Here is a 17,090-nt window from a genome sequence, read left to right on the forward strand (position 1 = left end):
CTGAAACCATGGCTCATCCCACCCCCGATCCCATTGCCCCCGGCCAGGAGTCGGTGTGGGACTACCCGCGTCCGCCCCGCGTCGAGCGGGTGGCCCGGCGCGTCCGCATCGTGCTGGGCGGCGAGGTGATCGTCGACACGGATGACGTCGTGCGCGTGCTCGAGACGAGTCACCCGCCGGTGTACTACCTGCCGATCTCGGCTTTCGCCGAGGGTTCGCTGACGGATGCCGCGGGCTCTTCGTTCTGCGAGTTCAAGGGCGGTGCCCGCTACCTCGACGTGCACGGCGGGGGCCAGGCGCGCCCGCGCACCGCGTGGAACTACCCCGACCCGTCTCCGGGCTTCGAGGTGCTGGCCGATCGCGTCGCGGTGTACCCCGCTCCGATGGACGCCTGCACGATCGACGGTGTCGAGGTCACGCCGCAGCCGGGCACCTTCTACGGCGGGTGGGTCACGCCCGACATCGCCGGCCCCTTCAAGGGTGCCCCGGGTTCGATGGGCTGGTGACGTTCCGACACCCGGGCGTGCGCGCAGCGCCGTGGGTCAGCTCTCGCCGCCGAGTTCTCCGCTGAGCCGGCCGTGGAACGCCGTGGTGGCAGCGTTCATGCCCTGGAGTTCGACGACCGTGCCGCGTCGCTCGTATTTGGTGACGATCGCATCCAGCGCGGCGACGGTCGAGGCGTCCCACACGTGCGATCGCGACATGTCGATGACGACCCGCCTCGGGTCGGTCGCATAGTCGAACTGGGTCGTCAGATCGTTGCTCGAGGCGAAGAACAGTTCGCCGTCGACCCGATAGCGGGCGACATCGCCGTCGACGGTTCGCGTCACGGTCGTGAAGTGGGCCACGCGCCGTGCGAACAGCACCACCGCCGCCAGCACGCCCGCGATCACGCCGATCGCGAGGTTGTGGGTCCATACCGTCAAGGCGACGGTGACCACCATGACGACCGTCTCGCTGATCGGCATGCGCCTCAGCGTCGACGGGCGGATGCTGTGCCAGTCGAACGTCGAGACCGAGACGACGATCATGACGGCTACGAGCGCGGCCATGGGGATGATCGCGACGACGTCGCCGAGCACGACGACGAGCACGAGCACGAAGACGCCCGCCATGAACGTCGAGATGCGCGTACGCGCACCCGACGCCTTGACGCCGATCATCGTCTGCCCGATCATGGCGCACCCGCCGGTGCCGCCGAAGAACGCCGACGCGAGGTTGGCGACGCCGAGCCCCCACGCCTCGCGGGTCTTGCGCGAATGGGTGTCGGTGATGTCGTCGACGAGCTTGGCGGTCATGAGGGATTCGAGCAGCCCCACCAGGGCCACCGCGAAGGCGTAGGGCGCGATGATCTGAAGCGTCTCCCACGTGAGCGGCACGTTCGGGATCAGAAGTTCCGGCAGGCTCGTCGGCAGCTCTCCCTGGTCGCCCACATTCGGCACCGAGATGCCGAAAACCGCCACGACCACCGTCAGCAGCACGACGGAGACGAGCGGGGCGGGCACGGCGCGAGTGAGCCGGGGCCAGAGGTACAGGATGCCGATCCCCGCGATCACGAGCACGTACACCGCCCACGGGACGTCGATCAGCTGTGGCACCTGCGAGACGAAGATGAGGATCGCCAGCGCGTTGACGAAGCCCACCATGACGCCGCGGGGGATGAACCGCATGAGCTTCGCGACGCCCAGCACGGCGAGCAGGATCTGCATGATGCCCGCGAGTACGACGGTCGCGATGAAGTAGTCCATGCCGTACTCGCGTGCGACGGGAGCGATCACGAGGGCCACGGCGCCGGCCGCTGCGGTGATCATGGCGGGTCGGCCGCCCGTGAAGGCGATGACGACGGCCAGCACGAACGACGAGAACAGGCCGACGCGCGGGTCGACCCCCGCCACGACCGAGAACGCGATCGCCTCGGGGATGAGCGCGATCGCGACGACGAGCCCGGCCAGCACCTCGCGCGTGAGGAGGCGGGGGCTCCGCAGCGCCTGCAGCACCGTCGGCTCGATGCGATATCGGTCGGCACGGTCGGGTGCGGGGGCGATGGCGGACATCGGCGCTCCTGTTCGCTGCGGGATGCCGCGACCGGTCGCGACCGTGGAACTCTACCCGCCGCCCGTGCGCGCACTCAGGCGTCTAGGGTCGAATCCGTCAGCCGCCCGATCTGAGGAGCCCCGTGAAGACCGACCTCAAGACAGAGATCGCGTCGTATCGCGCTCGCCAGGGCGTGTTCGAGGTCGTCGATGTGCCGCCGCTGCGCTACCTGATGATCGACGGCCACGGCGATCCCAACGGCCCGGTGTACGCCGACGCGATCTCGACGCTGTTCCCCGTCGCCTACAAGCTCAAGTTCGCGAGCCGCAACGAGTTGGACCGCGACTACGTGGTCATGCCTCTCGAGGCGCTGTGGTGGTCCGACGACATGGCGAGCTTCACGAGCGTCCGCGACAAGTCCCAGTGGGACTGGACGGCGATGATCCTCACGCCCGACTGGATCACGGACGACCAGTTCGCTCGCGCGCGGAAGGCGGCGGCCGGAGCGCCCGCGATCGATCGTCTGCGCCTCGAGACGCTCAGCGAGGGTCGTTGCGTGCAGATTCTGCACCTCGGTCCGTTCGACGAGGAGGGGCCCGTCCTCGACCGGATGCACCACGAGTTCATCCCCGGCGCCGGGCTGCAGATGACCGGCAGGCACCACGAGATCTACCTCAGCGACATCCGGCGCACCGAGCCGTCGAAGCTGCGCACGATCCTGCGTCAGCCGGTCGGCCCGCCCGCCGACGCGTAATCGCCTCCGGCGATCTCGGGTCCGCACTCGTCGTCACGGCTCCACACCAGCACGAGCGCCTCGACCTCTCCGGCGTCGGTGGACACCGGCAGCCAGCGGGCGTCGTAGCCGTAGCGCAGCTCCTCGTCGACGATGACCCGGTTCACCGCGTCGCCGGGAACCAGCGACAGCAGGTCGCCGTGCACGACGCCGAGCTCGTCATCGGCGAGGACGAGCAGCGGCCACTCCATGCCGACGTGCCAGTGCAGCCGACCTCGCACCGTCGCGGTCGTCGAGTCGACGACGTGTGCGCTGATCGCGCTCCACAGAGCCATGCCGGGGCGCAGGCTCCCATAGACGAACAGCGGAACGGTCGAGTGCGGGAATGTCACGCTGACCACGGTAGTGAAGGTCGCTCACCACCCGCTCCGCGTCGGGGTGTGGTCGTCCCTCGCCTCGTCGGGCATCTGCATCTCGGCGCGGACGCCGAGCAGCCGGATCGCGCGATCGGGCTCGATGCGGTCGACGAGCGCCAGGATCTCGGCTGACACCGTGTCGCGGTCGTACGTCGTCTCGATCTTGTGCACGAGGGTCTTGGTGATGAACGGCGCGTAGCGCACCTTCAGGCCCACGCCGATGACGGGCCGGCCCTCGGCAGCGACGGCTTCGAGCACCTGGGCGATCAGCTCGCGGGCGGCGCGCTCGATGTCAGCGCGGTCGGTGAGATCCTGCTGGAACGTCGTCTCGCGGCCGTGGCCGCGGGCGACCCACGGTGTGTCGTCGACAGTCGCCGAGCCGTCGCCTCGGCCGAGCTGCCGGTACCACGGACCCATCTTCGGGCCGAACTCGGCGGCGAGGGCGTCGGGATCGGCTGCGGCCAGTTCGGCGACCGTGCGGATGCCGTGCCCGGCCAGCCGCTTCGAGATCTTCGACCCGACGCCCCACAGCGCCTGGGTCGGCCGTGCACCCATCACCTCGATCCAGTTCTCGGCCGTGAGGCGGAAGCGGCCCTGAGGCTTGCCGAAATCGGTCGCGTTCTTGGCGCGGACGAGCGTGTCGCCGATGCCGACACTGCAGTGCAGTCGGGTGCGCTCGAGCACGGCCGCCTGGATCGAGCGCGCGTACGCCTCGGGATCCTCGGTCGTGATGCCCACGAACGCCTCGTCCCATCCGAGCACCTGCACCACCGCGCCGGGCTGCGCGCGCAGGGTGGCCATGACCTCGTCCGAGGCGGCGGTGTACGCCGGGGCGTCGACGGGAAGGATGACGGCGTCGGGGGCCTTGCGCGCGGCGATCCGCAGCGGCATCCCGGATCCGACGCCGAACGCGCGCGCCTCGTACGACGCCGTCGACACGACGGCGCGCTCGGTGGGATCGCCGCGTCCGCCGACGATGACCGGCTTGCCGGCGAGCTCGGGACGCCGCAGCACCTCGACCGCGGCGATGAACTGGTCGAGGTCGACGTGCAGCACCCACGGAATCGCGGCGGCGCTCATCGGGTCATGTCCGATCCATTCCGTGATGATAGGCGCGGCGACGGGACGCCGCCAGATGTGCGGTGAACCCTACCCATCTTCGTCGTGAGCGATATATCGTTATGTATCGTCGAGCCGCCCGGGTCGACGCTGAGGAGGTTGTCATGAGCGGTTCGAACATGGGGGACTGGTTCGGCGGCAGTACACGAGGCTCCGGCTCCGGCGCCGGGTCCACCTGGCCCGTCACGGGTCTGTGGGAGGCGATGGAGCAGCTGCGCGGGCAGTTCGAACAGAAGGTCGGCGGCACGCGCATGGGCCGAGGCGACGTGCGCGCGGCCGTGCTCGCGCTGTTGGCGGAGAAGCCGATGCACGGCTACCAGATCATCCGCGAGATCGAGGAGCGCAGCGCCGGTGCGTGGAAGCCGAGCCCCGGCTCGGTGTATCCCACGCTGCAGCTGCTCACCGACGAGGGGCTCATCCAGGCCGAGGAGTCCAACGGACGCAAGACGTACGCGCTCACCGACGAAGGTCGACAGGTCGCGGATGCCGCGCCTGACCGATCGGCGCCGTGGGAGTCGTCCGGGAATGCACGGGAAGGCTCGCGGCAGTCCGCATTGCCGAAGGCCGGCATCGATCTCGCCCAGGCGGTCGCTCAGGTCGGTCGCTCGGGCAGTCCCGAGCAGGTGAAGGAGGCGGTCGCCGTGCTCGACGACGCGCGTCGTAAGCTCTACTCGATCCTCGCTCAGGACTGACCGGGTGCCCGCGGCACGTCGGTCCTGGGCTCTCAGCTGCGAGGAGACTTCATGACCGGCGCCTCGAACATGCGCGCCCGCTACCGCAGGATTCTGCGGTTCGCGGCGCGATACATGATCCAGGCCTGGTGGTACGAGCTGTTCCTGCCCCGACTCGGCCTCGCGCGCCTGTCCGCGCGCGGGCGTGCGGCGCGGCTCACGCGCATCGCTCAGCGCTTCCATGTGCTGGCGGTCGATCTCGGCGGGCTCATGATCAAGGTGGGCCAGTTCATGTCGTCGCGGCTGGACGTGCTGCCGCCCGAGATCACGAAAGAGCTCGAAGGGCTGCAGGACGAGGTCCCGGCGGTGCCGTTCCCCGCGATCCGCGCTCTCGCCGAAGCCGAGCTCGGAGTGTCCCTCGATCGAGCGTTCTCCTTCGTCGACGAGATCCCCCTGGCGGCGGCATCCCTCGGTCAGGCCCACCGCGCACGGTTGTCGGATGCCGATGCCGAAGACACCGGACTCCGCGACGTGGTCGTGAAGATTCAGCGCCCGGGCATCGATGAAGTCGTCGATGTCGACCTCAAGGCACTCCGGCGGGTGGCTGTGTGGCTGAGCCGCGTGCGTCTCGTCGCCGACCGCGTCGACATGCCCGCCCTCGTCGAGGAGTTCGCCTATACGAGTCTCGAGGAGATCGACTATCTGCACGAGGCTGCGAGTGCCGAGCGGTTCGCGGGCGACTTCGCAGACGACCCGCGCGTCGCGGTGCCCGAGATCGTGTGGGAGCGCACGACGCGTCGCGTGCTGACGCTCGAGGACGTCACGGCGATCAAGATCAACGACGTCGAGGGCCTGCGTGCTGCCGGCATCGACCCGGCGTTGGTCGCGAGCGAATTCGCCGCGGTGATGTTCGATCAGCTCTTCAAGGACGGGTTCTTCCACGCCGATCCGCATCCGGGCAACATCTTCGTGACGCCGATCGCGGACGGTGAGGGAGGCCGCGAGTGGCGGTTCACGTTCATCGACTTCGGCATGATGGGCGAGGTGCCCGAGGGGCTGCGCCGAGGCCTTCGGCGAATCCTCATCGCGGCGGCATCACGCGACGGCAAGGGGATGGTCGACGGCATCCGCGAGGTGGGCGTGCTGCTGCCGTCGGCGGATACCGCCGAGCTCGAACGCGCCATGACGAAGCTCTTCGCCCGGTTCGGCGGGATGGGCTTCGCCGAACTGCAGGAGGTCGACCCTCGGGAGTTCCGCGCGTTCGCGCTCGAGTTCGGCGACGTCGTGCGATCGTTGCCGTTCCAGCTGCCGGAGAACTTCCTGCTGATCATCCGGGCGATGTCGCTGACGTCGGGGATGTGCAGTTCGCTCGACCCGGCGTTCAACATCTGGGATGCCGTCGAGCCCTACGCAGGTCAGCTCATTCGCGATGAGAGCGGCAACGTCGTGCAGGCCTTCGCCAAACAGGCGGTCTCGGTCGCGGGCGTCGTGGCGCGACTGCCGCAGCGGATCGATGATCTCGCGACGCGCTTAGAAGACGGCAGGCTCGCGGTCGACTCACCCAAGCTCGATCGGCGCATCGCGCGCCTCGAGCGCACGGGCCGACGAATCGTGTCGGCGATCCTGTTCGCAGGACTGCTCGTGGGCGGTGTCCTGCTGCGTGCCGACGACGTGGTCTTCGGCACGGTACTCATGGCAGCGGCGGTGATCCCGCTGCTGCACGCGCTGTTCGCCGGGGTCGGCGGACGGCGCGGATAGCTCTGAGGTGCGTCGGCCGGGGTGACGAGGTCACCCCGGCCGACGGGAAGATCAGAGCGGCCGGATGTTGGCGGCCTGCATGCCCTTCGGGCCGCGCTCCGCCTCGAACTCGACCTTCTGGTCTTCGCGGAGCTCCTTGAAGCCTTCGCCGGTGATCGCGCTGAAGTGCGCGAACAGGTCGGCGCCGCCGTCGTCAGGGGCGATGAAGCCGAAGCCCTTTTCGGAGTTGAACCATTTCACGGTGCCAGTGGCCATCGTGTCTTTCCTTTTGTTTTTCGGGCCGCGAGAGCGACCAGGGGTGCCGCGCCGCTGTGTGCGGAGCGGACGGATGTGGTGCGGGGAGCCCGCAGGGATGGGTGCCGGACGCGTCATCGCGGCCGCGACAGCCGAGGAGGCGATTTCGCGCGTGCTGTGCACGCCGAGGTCTTCGCCGCGGGCGGTGTGCGCCTCGAAGCCGAGCGGCGTGACGCCGACGAAGCCGGCATACTCGCCGGCGGAAGTCGCGACGAAGACGTCGTCGTCGGCCTGACGCCAGTGAAGCGGCGGTCGTGACGAAGAGGTACTGAGGGTGACGAAGGTCAAGAGGGCTTTCAGGAGTTGCGCGGCGGTACAGACGCTCGTGCGCGGTAGTCGAAGTTTATGGGGGCGGACGTCGGTACGACGTTCCGGGCGTCAGGCTGTCTGCAACTCCACAGTGAGGCAGTGGGAATCGACGCATGACCCGAGTGGGCGGTATCCACCCTAGCACGCCCGACTGTCACCGATAGCGGTAGTACTCCGCGACGGTGTTGATCCACGTGGCGAACCGGGTGGCCACGGCATCCTGAGCCGTACCGACGAAGGCGAGCCAGACCTGCCCGGCGACCTCGACCACGAGGTAGGTCGACGCCGGGTCGACCGACCGCTTGAGCAGCCGTGGCGTGATCGGCCCCGACGGCGCGAGGAGGGCTCTGGCAGTGGCGGCGCTGCCGAGACGCCCGCGCTTGAGCAGTTCGGCGCCCGTGGCGACGGAGGCCCGAGCCCCGGCGACGGGCTCGCTCGCCACACCGAAGTGCAGCCACCTGCCGTCGACGACGACGCCGGCGAGCACCTGCTCCTCGCCGCTGAACTTCGCTGCGTTCGTCCAGCCGGCGCCGTCCCACCACCGCTGCCGGCCGCGCCCGTCGTCGTACCAACCGGGCGCGGCCCCCGAGGTGAGCGGTGCCGACGCGTCACTGTGAAGCTCGACGTCGCGTTCGCGCAGATCGATGTACTGCCCGCTCCAGCGCGATCCGTCCCACCAGCGCTGCCTGCCGGTGCCGTCGTCGTACCAGCCCGCCTCGGGTGCGGTCATCTCACGCGGTCGCGTCGGCCCGCTTCGGCAGCACCCAGCCCGCACGCGGGAAGTGGCAGGTGTAGCCGTTGGGGTAGCGAATCAGGTAGTCCTGATGCTCGGGCTCGGCCTCCCAGAAGGGGCCGACGGGCTCGATCTGCGTGACCGCCTTGCCGGGCCAGAGTCCCGAGGCGTCGACGTCGGCGATTGTCTCGCGGGCGACCCGCTCCTGCTCGGGCGAGAGCGGGAAGATGGCGGAACGGTAGCTCGAGCCGATGTCGTTGCCCTGGCGATCACGCGTGGACGGGTCGTGGATCTGGAAGAAGAACGCCAGGATGTCGCGGAACGACGTCTCGGTCGGGTCGAAGACGATCTCGACCGCCTCGGCGTGACCGGGGTGATTGCGGTAGGTGGCGTGGTCGTTCGAGCCACCCGTGTAGCCGACGCGAGTGTCGAGCACACCCGGCTGGCGGCGGATGAGATCCTCCATCCCCCAGAAGCAGCCGCCGGCGAGCACGGCGGTCTCCGTGTCGGGGTTCTGGGTGATGGTTCCGGTGTCGATGGTCATGACGTGCTCCTCGTTGCGAGTCGTGCCTCTAGTTTCGTCGATCACGAGCGCCGATGTCTCGGTGCTTCCATGACAACGGATGCCGCACCCGATTTGGTCCCGTGAAGCTGGGAGCCGGCTTGGAGTTCCCGAGTCGATCGCGCGGCTACGGCTGCACAGCGGTGCGTGCGGTCAGGCGCAGCACGATGAATTCCGCGGGCCGCAACGGTGCGAACCCGACCATGCAGATCAGGCGGCCTTCGGCGATGTCGGTCTCGGTCATCGTCGTGCGATCGCAGCGTACGAAGAACGCCTCGCTCGGCTTCTGGCCGAACAGCGCGCCCGAACGCCAGAGGTTCGTGAGGAACCCGTCGACCTCGCGTCGCACGTCTGCCCACAGCGGCTCCGCGTTCGGCTGGGAGGCGGTCCACGTGAGCCCGCGTTCGATGCTCGCTGTGATGAAATGAGCGCCGCGCCGCACCGAGATATACCTCCACTCGGGGTCGGTCGTGAGTGTGCGCGCACCCCACACCATCGCCCCACGGTCCGGGAGTTCGCGGATCACGTTCAGCCCGAGCGGATTGAGCTGCGCGATCTCGGGCGGTGTCGCCGTGACGACCGGTCCGAGCGCCCCGGGCAACGCGCCGCGACTGCCGGTGGGCGCCGAAAAGACTCCGGCGAGCAGATCGCCTGCCACGATGGCGCCGGCGACCGGACCCAGGGGAGCGATCGAGCGGACGCCGGTGGGAGACGGCACGCGAACGCGCGGCCAGTACACCGCGACGTCGGGTCCTGCAGCGCCGACCGTTGTCGCGGGGTCGCCCGACATGGCAGACCGGGCGGTCGCGGCATCCGTCCACGGGCCTTCGACGAGGAGCATCACGCGCCTCCCGCTCAGGGCGGCCGAGACGGCGGCCACGATCTCGGGTGCCGGAGCCGGGTCGTCGACGACCGCGACGAGCGAGACATCTCGGTGAAGGGCTGCGGCCGCGTCGGAGGCGTTCTCGGGGGTGAGCTTCGCGAGCGGCGCGATCCATGCCGACTGACCGCCGCCGCGGAAGTAGGCCTCGACGGCGGATGCGAGCGGCGTGTCGTCGGGCCACCGTTGTGTGTACTGCTTCCAGCCGTCGACGCGCACGGGGGTCAGGTCGCCGGTTGCGATGCCGAGGAAAGCGGTCAGGGTCGTAGGGGCCCCCTCGATGGGTGACGGCCGCACGCGGCGCAGGTCGGGGACGATCCGGGGGATCCGCAGGCCTGGCGGGATCTCATCGACCAGGCGTCGGCTCACACCGCGCTCGTGTTCCTCGAGGTAGTCGGCAAGGCCGTCCAGATCGCGGCTGGAAAGCTGTGTGGCGTCGTTGCTGAAGTCGAAATCGTCGCGCTCGTCGTCTCGCCCCATGAAACGGATGCTAGGCCGGATGACGGTGCCGCGACAGGAGCTTGCACCGCGCGGGGCGGTGGGGCTGTGCAGACAGCGTGGGCGTAGCCTGAATCGATGTCTCGTCCTCCTGTCTCGCCGGGTGCCCGCGCGCAGCTGTCCGCACTCGCCGCAGCGGTGGGCGAGGGGCGGGGTGGACGCGGATTCGAGGCGTTCGCCGACCTGCCGACGGCGGCGAACTCACGGGCCGCGGCGGTCCTCATCCTCTTCGGAGTGCTCGACTCGATCCCGAGCGACCACGATCCCCGCGCTCAGGTGGTCTCACGTGACCTCGACGTGCTGCTTCTCGAGCGGGCGTGGACGCTGCGGTCGAATCCCGGGCAGGTCGCCTTTCCGGGCGGACGTATCGACCCGGGCGATGCCGGGCCGGTAGAAGCGGCGCTCCGCGAGGCGCAGGAGGAGACCGGTCTCGACCCGGCCGGGGTGGAGGTGCTGGGCGAGCTCGAGACGGTCCCGCTCGCGTTCAACCGGCATGTCGTCACGCCGGTGCTCGGCTGGTGGCGGCATCCGTCGCCGGTGCGCGTCGTCGACGAGGGCGAATCGGCCGCCGTCTTCCGCGCGCCCGTCGCCGATCTGCTCGACCCGTCGAACCGCGGTGTGACGGTGATCCGCCGCGACGGGCAAGAGTGGCGCGGGCCCGGATTCCTTGTGCGGCATGCGCGCGGCGAGCACCTCGTGTGGGGATTCACGGGGATGCTGCTGGACGGGCTCTTCGACCGGCTCGGGTGGACCGAGTGGTGGGATGCCGAGCGCGAACTGCCTCTCGTGCTGCCACCGGACTGAGAAGTCCGTACCTCAGGTTTTCTGAAAGATTCAGACGAATACATCTCGCGACTCGTTCGATGTCGGTGCCCCATGAAACGATGGAACCTGAGCCGATGAGCTTCGGGTGCGCGCAAGCGCTGCCGGGGCCAGTCCATCATCTGCGGCCGTGCGATCACGCCGGCCGCGTGGTTTGAAGGGCTGTCCTGTCGCCACTGGGGAGACGGGACGCATGTCGCGGTGCGCTGTCGCGCGCTCGCATACCTATAGGGGAATGAATGTCGAAGAAGAGTGTGTCCGTCGCCATCGCCGTTGCAGCACTGATCGGTGCTCCGGTCGCCGTCGTCGCAGCCAACGTGGTTGCGCCCGAGATGGGCGAGAAGGCCGCCGCAGCGGGCCTCGAGTCGATCGCGTCGACCGAGACGACCGAGACGGCCACCACCGTCGTCGCCGATGAGGCTGTCGAGGCAGCGCCTGCGGCTCGTGTCGCCGGCAACCAGGGCAACCACGGCGAGGGCAACCACGGCCAGGGCAACGGCAACCAGGGTCAGGGCAACGGCAACAACGGCAACGGCCAGGGCAACAACGGCAACGGCAACGGCAACGGCAACAACGGCAATGGCAACGGCAACAACGGCAACAACGGCAACGGCCAGGGCAACGGCAACGGCTCGACGCCCGAGGTCACCGATCCCGAGGTCACCGATCCCGAGGTCACCGATCCCGAGGTCACCGAGCCCGAGGTCACCGAGCCTGAGGTCACCGAGCCTGAGGTCACCGAGCCTGAGGTCGAGGCCGACACCACCGCTCCCGTTCTCGCGGACGCAGCCTTCGGCCCGGTCAAGGGCACACAGACGTTCGATCTCTCGCAGATCGAGGCGAACCCGGCGAAGGCCTATGTCGAGATCCAGCAGCTGGAGAACGGCAAGTGGGCGAAGAAGTCCGGCCAGTGGTTCTTCGACACCAACGACTTCGCGTTCACGGCCGACACCGACGCCCTCGCCGACGGCCCCGCCACGCAGCTCAAGGTCAGCACATGGGATGACTCGAACAACCAGACGAGCAAGACCTACCCCGTCGTGATCGACCGGGTGAAGCCCGTCGTGACGCTGATCGCACCGGCCGACGGCAACCCCGTCAGCAACGCGTCGCTCGGCATCCAGCTCGACGCGACCGATGACCATGGTCTGAACCGTCTCACCGTGAACGTCTACCAGAACGGCGTGCTCCTCAAGAGCACCTCGTCGTCGGCCGCCGGTGCGGCGGCGGCGACACACAACGCCACCGTCAACCTGCCCGACGGCGAGTACGTGTTGCGCTACAACGCGTCCGACCTCGCCGGCAACATCGCGGTCACGGGCAACCTCCCGGTCGAGATCGACACGGTGGTTCCCATGATCACGGTGAAGGCGGGCGCGACGGTCGTCAACGGCATCTACGCGTCGGTCCCGAGCTTCAAGCTCGAGGATGCCGGCGTGGGCCAGATCGACTACGTCGTGGCCAACGGCACGAAGCACGAGCGCACGAACGACAAGTGGTCCGACCTGAACGCAGGCAATTACGCCGCGGTCCAGGGCGAGAACACCATCACCGTGTTCGACACCGCCGGCAACAGCGCGACGTTCAGCTTCATCCTCGACACCGCGGCTCCCACCATCACGGTGAAGGATGGAGCGACGGTCGTGAACGGCATCTACACCTCGGTCCCGAGCTTCAAGCTCTCCGACGCCGGAGTCGGCCAGGTCGACTACGTGGTCGCCAACGGCACGAAGTACGAGCGCACGAACAGCAAGTGGTCCGACCTGAACGCGGGCAACTACAACGCCGTCCAGGGCGCGAACACGATCACGGTGTTCGACACCGCGGGCAACAGTTCGACGTTCCAGTTCGTGCTCGACACCGTCGCGCCGGAGGTCACCTCCATCGCGCAGGCGTACGAGGCGAAGGAGGGCGGCCGCACCGCCGTCACCCTGACCTTCAGCGAACAGGTCGACGGTGCCACGCTCGGCCAGGGCTGGTACGGCAACGGCACCACCTTCACGAAGATCTACTACCGCGAGAAGGCGATCACGGTGAGCTTCGCCGACCTCGTTGGCCACACCGGCACCTACACGTTCACGGCTCAGGCTCCGGTCGCCCCGTAAGCGACGAGTCTCTCTGAGGGGCAGTGCGGCGACCAGCCGCACTGCCCCTCATCGCTTTCGGGCTGAGAGATCTCACCCGAAGCGAGCGACCAGCCGCACCAGCGTCGGCAGACCGCGAGACGTCGCCGGGAGGCCGGTGATCCGCTCGAGCGTGGGAGTCGCGTTGCTCTCGTGATCCCGCTCGTTGATCGAAACCGCCCACCCCTCGCCTGTCTCGGCGATGACGCAGCGCCGGCGGGCGGCTTCGCGCACGTTCGCGGCGCCGCGGAGATCTATGGCCGACCCGCCGTGGAGGGTCAGCTCGCGCCGCTGTGCGTCGGGCTCGGCAGAGTGAGCCTCGACCAGACGGACGACATCGTGCATCGGCATCCGGAATGCCTCACGCTCGGTTCCTGATCGTGCGGCGAGCGCAGCCACGGCATCGGCGACAACCTGCTCAGGGTCGGTCGCCTCGAACACGACCGTGCCATTGCTCTGGAACGGCACAACTTCGGTGCAGCCCGCTTCAGCGAAAGCCCGTCGCAGGTCGTCCGTCGACGGGTGGCCCTGCTGACCTTGGTTGACGTTACGCAGGAACGCGACATGACGCACGTGCCGAAGATAGGCCCGGGCGCCGACAGCCGTCACACGGCATACGCTGATCCGATAGGAGAGGACGCCATGCCACGCACCATCGTCATCACCGGCGCGAGCGACGGGATCGGCGCGGCCGCCGCCCGGCAGCTGCATGCAGCGGGCGAGACCGTCGTCATCGTCGGACGTGATCCGCAGAAGACCGGCGCCGTGGCCGCCGAGCTCGGCGCGGCATCCTTCGTCGTGGACTACGGCGATCTATCGCAGGTCCGCGACCTCGCCGCGGCGCTCCTCGCCGCGTACCCGCGCATCGATGTCCTCGCCAACAACGCCGGTGGCGTCTTCGCCGATCGCACCGTTACGCGCGACGGCTTCGAACTCACCTTCCAGGTGAACCACCTCGGCGGCTTCCTGCTCACGAACCTGCTGCTGGACCGGCTCATCGAGAGCCGCGCGGCGGTCATCCAGACCTCGAGCGCCGCCGCGCACCGCTTCTCGCGGTTCGACATCGACGACCTGCAGGGCGAGCGTTCTTACTCCGCCAGCACCGCGTACGGCAACGGCAAGCTCGCGAACATCCTCTTCACGAAAGAGCTGCACCACCGCTTCCACGATGCCGGGCTTTCGGCCGTCGCGTTCCATCCGGGTGCGGTTGCGACGGCGTTCGCCGCGGAGGCCAAGGGGGCGTGGCGATTCCTGTACCACAACGCCCTCGCCAAGCGAATGCTCATCTCGACCGACAAGGGCGGCTCGCGCCTCACCTGGCTCGCCGAGGGCACACCCGGGGAGACGTGGATCTCGGGGGAGTACTACGCCGACAATCGACCCGCCCGCACCGCGCGCGTCGCGAGCGACCCTGCCGTCGCCGAACGACTGTGGGAGGAGAGCACCCGGATGGTGGGGCTGTGACCCACCGCCTCACGCGCGACGAGGCCCGCCGAATCGCGGTGAGAGCGCAGCTGCTGGACGCGGTGCGACCCGGCGACGTGGTCGAGGTCGCCGAGCAGCTCGGGTACATCAAGATCGACCCGACCGCCACGATCGCGCCATGCGAGCAGACCGTTCTGTGGTCGCGGATCGGGTGGTCGTACGAGGCTGGACAGCTGCAGAAGGCCGTCGAACTCGACCGGCAGCTGTTCGAATACGACGGCGCGTTCCGTCCGATCAGCCTGCTGCCGCTCATGCGCCCGATCATGCGCCGGTGGCCGCGTCGGCAGAGCAGTCGCGACTGGCTCGCGGCGAACGACCGCTTTCGCGCTGATGTGCTCGCACGCCTGCGCGCCGAAGGCCCGCTCCTGGCGACCCAGATCCCCGATACCGCGCAGGTCAGCCGTCCGCCCGACGGATGGTCGGGGTCGAACCAGGTGCCGCACATGCTCGAGTTCCTCATGCGACAGGGCGAAGTCGCGATCTCGGGGCGCGAGGGACGCCATCGCCGGTGGGAACTGGCGGAGCGCGTCTACCCGGCGGACCTGCCGGAGTACGTCGACGACGAAGCGGCACGGCTGCTCGACGAGCGCCGACTGCAGGCCGTCGGCATCGCGAAGCAGAAGTCGCCGTGGTCGCTCGTGGGGGATGCCGGGGAACCGGCGACCGTAGAAGGCAGCACGTGGAAGTTCCGTGTCGATCCTGCCGCGCTCGCCGCCATCGACGACGATGCCGGCGGCCGCGTCGCGCTCCTCAACCCCTACGACAGCTTCCTGTCCGATCGCCCGCGCCTCACCGAGATCTTCGAGTTCACCTACGTCCTCGAGCAGTTCAAGCCCAAGCCCCAGCGGCGCTACGGTTTCTTCGCGCACCCGATCCTGATGGGCGACCGATTCGTCGGGATGCTGGACGCCGAGGTGGATCGCGGCCGCGAGATCCTGCGCATCAACGCACTGCACGAGTTCCTGCCGTTCGAACCCGACGAGGCCGACGCGGTGCGGGCCGAGGTCGCAGAACTCGCGGAGTGGCTCGGCGTGACTACGCTCGTGGAGTGACCTCGCCCACCTTCAGAACCCTTCCCGATGGTGCCCTGCTGCGCTCCGCCCGACCGGGCGATGAGGCCGGCATCCTGTCGTCGATCCACGCCCTGGCCGTCTACGAGCGTGAACCCGACGCCGTCGAGAACACGGCCGAGGCGCTCACCGAGACGCTGTTCGGGCCCGAGGCTCGCGCGTTCGCGCATGTCGTCGAGCGCGACGGCGAGATCGTCGGCATCGCGATCTGGTTCCTGACCTACTCCACCTGGACGGGGCGCCACGGGATCTGGCTCGAAGACCTCTTCGTCGACGACGCGCAGCGCGGGCGCGGCTACGGCAAGGCCCTCATCGCGTCGCTCGCGGCGTTGTGCGTCGAGCGGGGATACTCGCGCCTGGAATGGACGGTCCTCGACTGGAACGCGCCCGCGATCGCGTTCTACCGCTCTCTCGCCGCGGCGCCGATGGACGAGTGGACGACGCAGCGCCTCACCGGCGTCGACCTCGCGGCGTTGGCGCGTAGCATCTGATCAGGGCGCGGTCAGGCGCGTGTGCTCTGCCACCCGAGACTCGGGGCGACGTGGGTGGCGAAGGCCTCGATGACGCGCAGGTTGAACTCCACACCCAGTTGGATCGGGATCGTGAGCATGAGGGTGTCGGCCGCTTGGATGGCGGCATCCGCCAGCAGCTCTTCGACGAGGACATCGGGCTCGGCCGCGTACGTCTTGCCGAACGTCGAGCGGATGCCGTCGATCACGCCGATCTGATCCCCGTCCTGCCTGCCGCCGAAGTACAGGTGGTCCTCGGCCGTCATGAGCGGGAAGATCGAGCGGCTCACCGAAACCCGTGGCTCGCCCGCGTGCCCGGCTGCACGCCAGGCGGCGCGGAACGCATCGATCTGCTCGGCTTGCAGGATGTCGAAGGGGCGGCCGTCAGCCGAGGTGAGCAGCGTCGACGACATGAGGTTGACGCCCATCCGCCCTGCCCACTCGGCGCTGTCCCGATTGCCCGCGCCCCACCAGATGCGCGAGCGGAGCCCCGGGGAGTGCGGCTCGATCCGCTGCATCCCCGTCCCGCCGCCGAAAGGCGAAGCGGCATCCCGCTCGGCGAGCCCCTCGCCTTCGATCGCCCGCAGGAACAGATCGAAGTGCTGGCGGGCGATGTCTGCCCCGCGCGGGTCGTCCGAGCCGGTGTAGCCGAACGCCTCGTAGCCGCGCACGACGGTCTCGGGGGACCCGCGACTCACGCCGAGCGCGAGCCGCCCGTCGCTGATGAGGTCGACGGCGGCCGCCTCTTCCGCGAGATTGAGCGGATTCTCGTAGCGCATGTCGATGACACCGGTGCCGACCTCGATGCGTTCGGTCGTTGCGGCGATTGCGGCGAGGAGCGGCATGGGCGAGGCCTGCTGCCGGGCGAAGTGGTGCACTCGGAAGTACGTTCCGTTGACCCCGAGGTCGTCCATGCCCTGCGCCAGGTCGATCGCCTGGCGCATCGAGTCGCCCGCGGTGAGCTGACGTCCACCCCCGAGGGGTCCGTAGTGACCGAACGAGAGGGTTCCGAAGCGCTGCATGACCAGAGCAACGGTACCCCCGCGGCATCCATTCCTCCTGTCGTCAGACCCG

The 17,090-nt window shown here is 68.8% G+C and carries 19 protein-coding genes; 10 read left to right on the plus strand and 9 right to left on the minus strand.

All coding sequences use genetic code 11. The annotated features are described in order from the left end of the window. The first annotated feature begins 8 nt into the window (after nucleotides 1-8). On the plus strand, nucleotides 9-506 hold the full coding sequence (locus tag FFS15_RS01425; protein WP_137843208.1) for a DUF427 domain-containing protein: 498 nt from the start codon (nucleotides 9-11) through the stop codon (nucleotides 504-506). 36 nt (nucleotides 507-542) lie between these two features. Here the strand turns inward: FFS15_RS01425 and FFS15_RS01430 are convergent, their stop codons facing one another. Next, a complete protein-coding gene (locus FFS15_RS01430; protein ID WP_137843209.1) occupies nucleotides 543-2,054 on the minus strand; it encodes a SulP family inorganic anion transporter in 1,512 nt (503 codons plus the stop codon). Nucleotides 2,055-2,176: 122 nt separating this feature from the next. On the opposite strand from FFS15_RS01430, the gene FFS15_RS01435 reads away from it, so the two are divergent. Further along, on the plus strand, nucleotides 2,177-2,788 hold the full coding sequence (locus FFS15_RS01435) for a GyrI-like domain-containing protein (protein ID WP_137843210.1): 612 nt from the start codon (nucleotides 2,177-2,179) through the stop codon (nucleotides 2,786-2,788). Here the strand turns inward: FFS15_RS01435 and FFS15_RS01440 are convergent. Together FFS15_RS01440 and FFS15_RS01445 are read right to left on the minus strand one after the other, a co-directional pair. Continuing rightward, nucleotides 2,758-3,159 (minus strand): gamma-glutamylcyclotransferase, encoded by a 402-nt coding sequence (locus tag FFS15_RS01440; RefSeq protein ID WP_137843211.1) that lies wholly within the window; start codon nucleotides 3,157-3,159, stop codon nucleotides 2,758-2,760. The two genes, FFS15_RS01435 and FFS15_RS01440, sit on opposite strands and share 31 nt — an antisense overlap. Nucleotides 3,160-3,183: 24 nt before the next feature. Next, nucleotides 3,184-4,263 (minus strand): DNA polymerase IV, encoded by a 1,080-nt coding sequence (locus FFS15_RS01445; RefSeq protein WP_171013042.1) that lies wholly within the window; start codon nucleotides 4,261-4,263, stop codon nucleotides 3,184-3,186. Between the two features lie 143 nt (nucleotides 4,264-4,406). Between FFS15_RS01445 and FFS15_RS01450 the strand changes: the two genes are divergently transcribed. Next, nucleotides 4,407-4,994 carry a PadR family transcriptional regulator gene (locus FFS15_RS01450; RefSeq protein ID WP_137843212.1) on the plus strand — a complete coding sequence of 196 codons (588 nt, stop codon included), beginning with the start codon at nucleotides 4,407-4,409 and terminating at the stop codon, nucleotides 4,992-4,994. Between the two features lie 51 nt (nucleotides 4,995-5,045). Next, the gene (locus FFS15_RS01455) at nucleotides 5,046-6,731 is read left to right on the plus strand and encodes an AarF/UbiB family protein (RefSeq protein WP_137843213.1); all 1,686 of its coding nucleotides are present in this window, start codon (nucleotides 5,046-5,048) and stop codon (nucleotides 6,729-6,731) included. A 51-nt stretch (nucleotides 6,732-6,782) separates the two neighbouring features. On the opposite strand, the gene FFS15_RS01460 is transcribed toward FFS15_RS01455, so the two are convergent. Next, nucleotides 6,783-6,986: a cold-shock protein gene (locus FFS15_RS01460; RefSeq protein ID WP_137843214.1), complete on the minus strand. Its 204-nt coding sequence runs from the start codon at nucleotides 6,984-6,986 to the stop codon at nucleotides 6,783-6,785. A gap of 156 nt (nucleotides 6,987-7,142) precedes the next feature. Between FFS15_RS01460 and FFS15_RS18545 the strand changes: the two genes are divergently transcribed. Continuing rightward, entirely contained in the window at nucleotides 7,143-7,283 is a 141-nt protein-coding gene (locus FFS15_RS18545; protein WP_171013043.1) for a hypothetical protein, read from the plus strand. Between the two features lie 205 nt (nucleotides 7,284-7,488). Here the strand turns inward: FFS15_RS18545 and FFS15_RS18785 are convergent, their stop codons facing one another. The 3 genes from FFS15_RS18785 to FFS15_RS01475 form a co-directional block, all read right to left on the minus strand. Then, the gene (locus tag FFS15_RS18785; protein ID WP_249353626.1) at nucleotides 7,489-8,064 is read right to left on the minus strand and encodes a DUF2510 domain-containing protein; all 576 of its coding nucleotides are present in this window, start codon (nucleotides 8,062-8,064) and stop codon (nucleotides 7,489-7,491) included. A gap of 1 nt (nucleotide 8,065) precedes the next feature. After that, on the minus strand, nucleotides 8,066-8,611 hold the full coding sequence (gene msrA / locus FFS15_RS01470) for a peptide-methionine (S)-S-oxide reductase MsrA (RefSeq protein WP_137843215.1): 546 nt from the start codon (nucleotides 8,609-8,611) through the stop codon (nucleotides 8,066-8,068). 145 nt (nucleotides 8,612-8,756) lie between these two features. Further along, nucleotides 8,757-9,989 carry a phage tail sheath C-terminal domain-containing protein gene (locus FFS15_RS01475; protein ID WP_137843216.1) on the minus strand — a complete coding sequence of 411 codons (1,233 nt, stop codon included), beginning with the start codon at nucleotides 9,987-9,989 and terminating at the stop codon, nucleotides 8,757-8,759. A 96-nt stretch (nucleotides 9,990-10,085) separates the two neighbouring features. On the opposite strand from FFS15_RS01475, the gene FFS15_RS01480 reads away from it, so the two are divergent. Both FFS15_RS01480 and FFS15_RS01485 read left to right on the plus strand, forming a co-directional pair. Beyond that, a complete protein-coding gene (locus FFS15_RS01480) occupies nucleotides 10,086-10,811 on the plus strand; it encodes a CoA pyrophosphatase (RefSeq protein WP_137843217.1) in 726 nt (241 codons plus the stop codon). 257 nt (nucleotides 10,812-11,068) lie between these two features. After that, nucleotides 11,069-12,934 carry a hypothetical protein gene (locus FFS15_RS01485; RefSeq protein ID WP_137843218.1) on the plus strand — a complete coding sequence of 622 codons (1,866 nt, stop codon included), beginning with the start codon at nucleotides 11,069-11,071 and terminating at the stop codon, nucleotides 12,932-12,934. A gap of 72 nt (nucleotides 12,935-13,006) precedes the next feature. Here FFS15_RS01485 and FFS15_RS01490 read toward each other — a convergent pair whose 3' ends face one another. Continuing rightward, on the minus strand, nucleotides 13,007-13,525 hold the full coding sequence (locus FFS15_RS01490; protein ID WP_171013044.1) for a DUF1697 domain-containing protein: 519 nt from the start codon (nucleotides 13,523-13,525) through the stop codon (nucleotides 13,007-13,009). A 69-nt stretch (nucleotides 13,526-13,594) separates the two neighbouring features. Here FFS15_RS01490 and FFS15_RS01495 point away from each other — a divergent pair, with 69 nt between their 5' ends. Genes FFS15_RS01495 through FFS15_RS01505 form a run of 3 tightly spaced genes read left to right on the plus strand, consistent with a single transcriptional unit; the run spans nucleotide 13,595 to nucleotide 15,998 of the window. Continuing rightward, the gene (locus FFS15_RS01495; protein ID WP_137843220.1) at nucleotides 13,595-14,416 is read left to right on the plus strand and encodes an SDR family NAD(P)-dependent oxidoreductase; all 822 of its coding nucleotides are present in this window, start codon (nucleotides 13,595-13,597) and stop codon (nucleotides 14,414-14,416) included. Beyond that, nucleotides 14,413-15,489, plus strand: a complete 1,077-nt coding sequence (locus FFS15_RS01500; RefSeq protein WP_137843221.1) for a crosslink repair DNA glycosylase YcaQ family protein — start codon at nucleotides 14,413-14,415, stop codon at nucleotides 15,487-15,489. Before FFS15_RS01495 ends, FFS15_RS01500 begins: the two co-directional genes overlap by 4 nt. Next, nucleotides 15,486-15,998 (plus strand): GNAT family N-acetyltransferase, encoded by a 513-nt coding sequence (locus FFS15_RS01505; protein WP_249353628.1) that lies wholly within the window; start codon nucleotides 15,486-15,488, stop codon nucleotides 15,996-15,998. The genes FFS15_RS01500 and FFS15_RS01505 overlap by 4 nt, the downstream gene beginning before the upstream one ends. Before the next feature lie 11 nt (nucleotides 15,999-16,009). On the opposite strand, the gene FFS15_RS01510 is transcribed toward FFS15_RS01505, so the two are convergent. After that, nucleotides 16,010-17,038 (minus strand): LLM class flavin-dependent oxidoreductase, encoded by a 1,029-nt coding sequence (locus FFS15_RS01510; RefSeq protein WP_137843222.1) that lies wholly within the window; start codon nucleotides 17,036-17,038, stop codon nucleotides 16,010-16,012. Nucleotides 17,039-17,090: the final 52 nt, after the last annotated feature.

The sequence above is a fragment of the Microbacterium sp. 2FI genome (assembly GCF_005502885.1).
Classification (GTDB): Bacteria; Actinomycetota; Actinomycetes; order Actinomycetales; family Microbacteriaceae; genus Microbacterium.

What these genes read in the sequence shown, in the direction of transcription:
- FFS15_RS01425 (WP_137843208.1), top strand. Translation starts at nt 9, where the DNA reads ATGGCTCATCCCACCCCCGATCCCATTGCCCCCGGCCAGGAGTCGGTG.
- FFS15_RS01430 (WP_137843209.1), bottom strand. Translation starts at nt 2,054, where the DNA reads ATGTCCGCCATCGCCCCCGCACCCGACCGTGCCGACCGATATCGCATC.
- FFS15_RS01445 (WP_171013042.1), bottom strand. Translation starts at nt 4,263, where the DNA reads ATGAGCGCCGCCGCGATTCCGTGGGTGCTGCACGTCGACCTCGACCAG.
- FFS15_RS01450 (WP_137843212.1), top strand. Translation starts at nt 4,407, where the DNA reads ATGAGCGGTTCGAACATGGGGGACTGGTTCGGCGGCAGTACACGAGGC.
- FFS15_RS01455 (WP_137843213.1), top strand. Translation starts at nt 5,046, where the DNA reads ATGACCGGCGCCTCGAACATGCGCGCCCGCTACCGCAGGATTCTGCGG.
- FFS15_RS01460 (WP_137843214.1), bottom strand. Translation starts at nt 6,986, where the DNA reads ATGGCCACTGGCACCGTGAAATGGTTCAACTCCGAAAAGGGCTTCGGC.
- FFS15_RS18785 (WP_249353626.1), bottom strand. Translation starts at nt 8,064, where the DNA reads ATGACCGCACCCGAGGCGGGCTGGTACGACGACGGCACCGGCAGGCAG.
- msrA (WP_137843215.1), bottom strand. Translation starts at nt 8,611, where the DNA reads ATGACCATCGACACCGGAACCATCACCCAGAACCCCGACACGGAGACC.
- FFS15_RS01475 (WP_137843216.1), bottom strand. Translation starts at nt 9,989, where the DNA reads ATGGGGCGAGACGACGAGCGCGACGATTTCGACTTCAGCAACGACGCC.
- FFS15_RS01480 (WP_137843217.1), top strand. Translation starts at nt 10,086, where the DNA reads ATGTCTCGTCCTCCTGTCTCGCCGGGTGCCCGCGCGCAGCTGTCCGCA.
- FFS15_RS01485 (WP_137843218.1), top strand. Translation starts at nt 11,069, where the DNA reads ATGTCGAAGAAGAGTGTGTCCGTCGCCATCGCCGTTGCAGCACTGATC.
- FFS15_RS01495 (WP_137843220.1), top strand. Translation starts at nt 13,595, where the DNA reads ATGCCACGCACCATCGTCATCACCGGCGCGAGCGACGGGATCGGCGCG.
- FFS15_RS01510 (WP_137843222.1), bottom strand. Translation starts at nt 17,038, where the DNA reads ATGCAGCGCTTCGGAACCCTCTCGTTCGGTCACTACGGACCCCTCGGG.